The sequence below is a fragment of the Mycobacterium stomatepiae genome, assembly GCF_010731715.1.
In the GTDB taxonomy this organism is placed as follows: domain Bacteria; phylum Actinomycetota; class Actinomycetes; order Mycobacteriales; family Mycobacteriaceae; genus Mycobacterium; species Mycobacterium stomatepiae.
The window spans coordinates 2448533-2452525 of the sequence record NZ_AP022587.1; the positions used below are offsets into that span (position 1 = coordinate 2448533).

The 3993-nt window shown below is 60.2% G+C and carries 4 protein-coding genes; all 4 read right to left on the reverse strand.

What is annotated here, in order from left to right; genetic code table 11:
• Position 1 precedes the first annotated feature (1 nt).
• The 4 genes from G6N54_RS11620 to G6N54_RS31550 all read right to left on the reverse strand — a co-directional run bounded on the left by G6N54_RS11620 (position 2) and on the right by G6N54_RS31550 (position 3912).
• Positions 2-433, reverse strand: a complete 432-nt coding sequence (locus G6N54_RS11620; RefSeq protein WP_163790288.1) for an MmpS family transport accessory protein — start codon at positions 431-433, stop codon at positions 2-4.
• Positions 434-1052: 619 nt separating this feature from the next.
• Positions 1053-1811 (reverse strand): thioesterase II family protein, encoded by a 759-nt coding sequence (locus G6N54_RS11625; RefSeq protein ID WP_163790289.1) that lies wholly within the window; start codon positions 1809-1811, stop codon positions 1053-1055.
• A gap of 602 nt (positions 1812-2413) precedes the next feature.
• The gene (locus G6N54_RS11630) at positions 2414-3682 is read right to left on the reverse strand and encodes a beta-ketoacyl synthase N-terminal-like domain-containing protein (protein ID WP_163790290.1); all 1269 of its coding nucleotides are present in this window, start codon (positions 3680-3682) and stop codon (positions 2414-2416) included.
• The gene (locus G6N54_RS31550) at positions 3658-3912 is read right to left on the reverse strand and encodes a phosphopantetheine-binding protein (RefSeq protein ID WP_163790291.1); all 255 of its coding nucleotides are present in this window, start codon (positions 3910-3912) and stop codon (positions 3658-3660) included. Before G6N54_RS31550 ends, G6N54_RS11630 begins: the two co-directional genes overlap by 25 nt.
• Positions 3913-3993 lie beyond the last annotated feature (81 nt).

Here is a 3993-nt window from a genome sequence, read left to right on the forward strand (position 1 = left end):
CTCACGCCGACTTCACAAAGCAATAGACGTAGGCGTTTAGTTCATTCGATGACCTCTCGTCCTTTACGATTCCGTTTGCGGAGATTCGGCAACCGATTGTGTTGCTGTTCCCTTGCGCGAGAATGTTGCCCGTCATTGCGGGAGCCGTGGTAACGATTTCCAGCGACCAGGGCAACATCTGTCCGTTCAGTTGATGGGGTTCGCCTTCGGCATCTATATAATTGATATCGGTGATACTGCCCCGCGGACCAAAAATATCGTACCGCAAGTGTTTTGGGACGGAGTTGTTTTTATTGTCGGACATGCTCCCGGCATAAGTCGGCAAATGATATGAAACAAAGACGCCGCGGATCCTCCACACCGCGAATCCCCCCACACCGATTACCACTACCATCACAAGTGGTATCCACGCCCGTTTCAGAACCTCAACCATTAGTGGTACCTCGAAGATTGCCGATCGCTGACCAATCGATAATGTCAGAAGCTTCCGGCAACAAAGTGAGCAACTTTGCGCAGTTCTACGACCCGGCGGTCACTACTTCTTCGAAGGGTTGCGTGGCCTGGCCGTCGAACACGGGCGGTAAAACGGTGGGCGCCCGTCTGGAGGATGTTGCCGCCTGTGGGCTGCACCGTCAGCGCGACGCCTGTTAGTCGACTAACGAGGTTGTCGCGGCGCTGCTCGCGGAATGCGGCCGGATCGGCCCAGCGTCAAGAGCCGGGTCTGGCAGACTATCGCCGGGCATCGCCAGCGGATCCAGGTGTGCTTTGGCAGGTCTTGCCCTTGACGAAGATGCACCCGCTGTTGGCCGTGGTGTGACGCTATCGGATCGTGCCGTGTATCGGTGTGCCACATCGAATTTGGGACTGGGCGGCGACAGTCCACGGCGGTCGACTGCGAACCCAGCGTGGAAGTGCAGGTCGGCTTAGGGCCACTCAGGCTGTCACCAACACTGAGGGCGGCCACCAGCGGGCGGTGCAGAGCTTGATCTCAACACGCTGTCTTGGCGACACCCGGCCAGGGCGGCAGCACCGGTCTGTTAGCCGGCGCCGGGTCAGTCCTCCACGAAACGATTCAGTTCGGCTGCAACCACATTGAGTAGCCGCTTTGGTGGCGGTTGCAAGTAGAAGTGGCCGCCGTCGAACAGGTGGTGTGTGAACTTGCCGCGGGTGGCGTGAACCCACCCGTGAAGTTCCGGTTCAGTGAGTTGCGGATCGGATACCCCGTGAAATCCGATGATGTCGACATCTAGACGGGGACCTGGCAAAGGTTGATAGGTTTCGTTGAGTTCGAAGTCTGCGCGGATCGCCGGTACAAATATTTCGAGGAGGCTGCGGTCGTTGAGGAGTTCCTCGGATGTTCCTCCCAGACGGCGCAGCGCGTCTACCACGCCATCGTCATCGAGAGTGTGGACGTCGGAGAACCGCTTGGGCAGGTGGGGGGCGCGCCGTCCGGATACCATCAGAACTGATGGTCGACGTCCCAGCGAAGTAAGTTGGCGTGCGACCTCGTAAGCGATGATTGATCCGAGGCTGTGTCCAAACAGGGCTAGCGGCCTGTCGGTTAATTCCCAGAGTCCCTCGATGAGAGGGGGGATGAGTGTGTCAATCGTGCGGTAGGGCTTGGTCTTGAGTCTCGCTTCTCTTCCGGGAAGCACGACTGGGCATACGTCGATATCGGGTCCGAGTGAGGTGCGCCACGGGGCGTAGAGGCCACTTCCGCCGCCGGCGTGCGCGAAGCAGACTAGTCGGCGGGTGGCTTCAGGGTAGCGTTTGCCTGCGGCGATCCAAGGGTTTCGGCGGCGGTTGTCCATAGCCGTGTGATTGTCCTGACCTATGTTGGGGACCCGTAAAGACGGATCCGGCAGTGCGTTTCGTGTTGTCTGCTCTCGCTCTTGTCCTGCGGTCTGGGCGAGGTAGCGGAACCGGGCCGGGATGGGGCGCCTGTATCGAAGCAGGACGAACTGCCTCGAGACGAACGACCGCATACTTAACCGCCCAAAGATGAGGAACGGCGTTGCCGTCATGTCATGTGCTGCCTCCTGTCAATGAATGTTGCGCACGCGACGCGCGACCTATGACGGGGCCGGCTTCATCCGTAAATCGGATGGCAAGCGGACAACCCGAAGGCACCTGGCAGAGCTGAGTTAGCTTGTGCTGCGGTAGGTTTTGGGTCCTGCTGCGGCGCCGATGAGGATGGCTTTGGCTTCGTGGATGACGATGTGCTCGCTGATGGGGGCTGGCAGTTTTGCGCCCCGATGCGTCAAGCCGTGGTAATCGGCGCACGTCCAAGCCGCCTACCATCGTCATAGCGTCTGCCTGGGTTCCTGAATTTATAAGGCCGGAACATCCGCGTAGGCGGGCGTCTGATCCGAGGCGGTCCTCGCCACATGTCATCTTTCTGACTGGTTCTCGGTCAAGCCACGGTGAGAACAATGCTGGCGTACATTCCGCCGAACCCGAAACTATTAGAGAGGGCGCAGGCCCCGCTCCAAGTCTCTGCTTTTGGGCCGACCCACGATAGGTCGACGATGGGATTAGCGAGATGGGGGTTGGGATGTAGCCAACCTTGTTCGAGTTGAATCAAGGTTCCAACCGCTCCAATCATTCCAGCGGCGGTCAGGCAGTGACCGGTGAGCGCTTTTATTGCGTTGATGCGCGGTGTGGCTGCAGCTTTCGGGAATACCCTTGTGATGGCGTCGGCTTCGGCACGGTCTCCGACTCGGGAGGACGTTGCATGCGCATTGATCAGGTCAACGTCGTTGGGCGTAAGTTGAGCGGCATGGATGGCCGCGGTCATCACAGCAGCTTCAGTGTCCGCGTCAGGAGCGGGCGATCTGGTTGCGGACGAACGTAGGGCACTTCCGCGGATATAACCATGAATCGAGATGCCTCGCCCTGTGGCCGCTCGGGTTGACTCGAGGACAACCGCGGCAGCGGCTTCGCCATAGACAAAACCAGCAGCGTGTTGGTCGAATGGTCGACACCACGCCGAGGTTGCGAGGGTGCCGGCTTCAGGCACCGATCCGCGGTAGAGCGCACCGAGGGCGGCGAAGGCCGACAGGTCGGCATCGGTCAGCAGCGAAGGAGCGGCGACGACCACAACTGCGTCGAGCTCCCCAGTACGTATTGGGCGGCTTGCCAACGCAATCGCGTATGCGCTGCTCGCAGACGCAGCCCCAGCTGTCCAGGCTTCGCCGAATAGGCCGAGCGTTTCACACACGGATGCGGCAATATCGGAGTCAAACATTTGGACGGCGTGACGAGGCAGAACCCGTTGTCCAGCGCGGTACCGCAAGACAGCATTTTGTTCCAGTCGGTTCGTCAGATTGCTGCCGGCGACGACGACGCCGATTCTGCCTGGGTCGACCTCGGTGAGCTTTGCGTCGGTCGCGGCTTCCGCGGCGGCTACGACCGCCGCCGCGGCAGCTGACGGGGCCTGGTAGATGACTCTCTGCATTCGGGTGCGGCCCGCATCGTCCATTGTGTCGGCAATATGGTCAGTGTCGATCTGTGGAAGTGGCGACCGGACAGGGGTGATGGGGTTCGGAACCGTTCGGATCGCAGAGCGCCCCGCGCGCAGGTTGGCGGTAAACGAAGGAATTCCTGTTCCAAGTCCAGATACCACACCCAGGCCAGTGACGGCAACGACGTTTGCTGTCATCGGCTTCGGAGCTGATAGCATAGGGCGTCGGTGAGCTCGCGCAGGTTCGAGATCCGACTGAGTTCGCCAACGGGAATGTCGACGCCAAGGTCTTCCATACTGAGCGAAACGATGTCGGCTCGGTCGAGGCTGTTACAGCCGTAGTCGGATAGCGTTCGGGCGAAGTCGACATCTTGTGCACGCAAGTCGGGCATGACGCTAGCGACGACTCGGGCAATCACGTACCGGACGTGTTCTTCGGTTGTAGACATCGATGCTCCCCTATCGGAAGCCCCGGGATGCGCACCGGAGCGGGCTGTGGCTTGCTTCTAATCGCCGATCGCTGCGAGCTG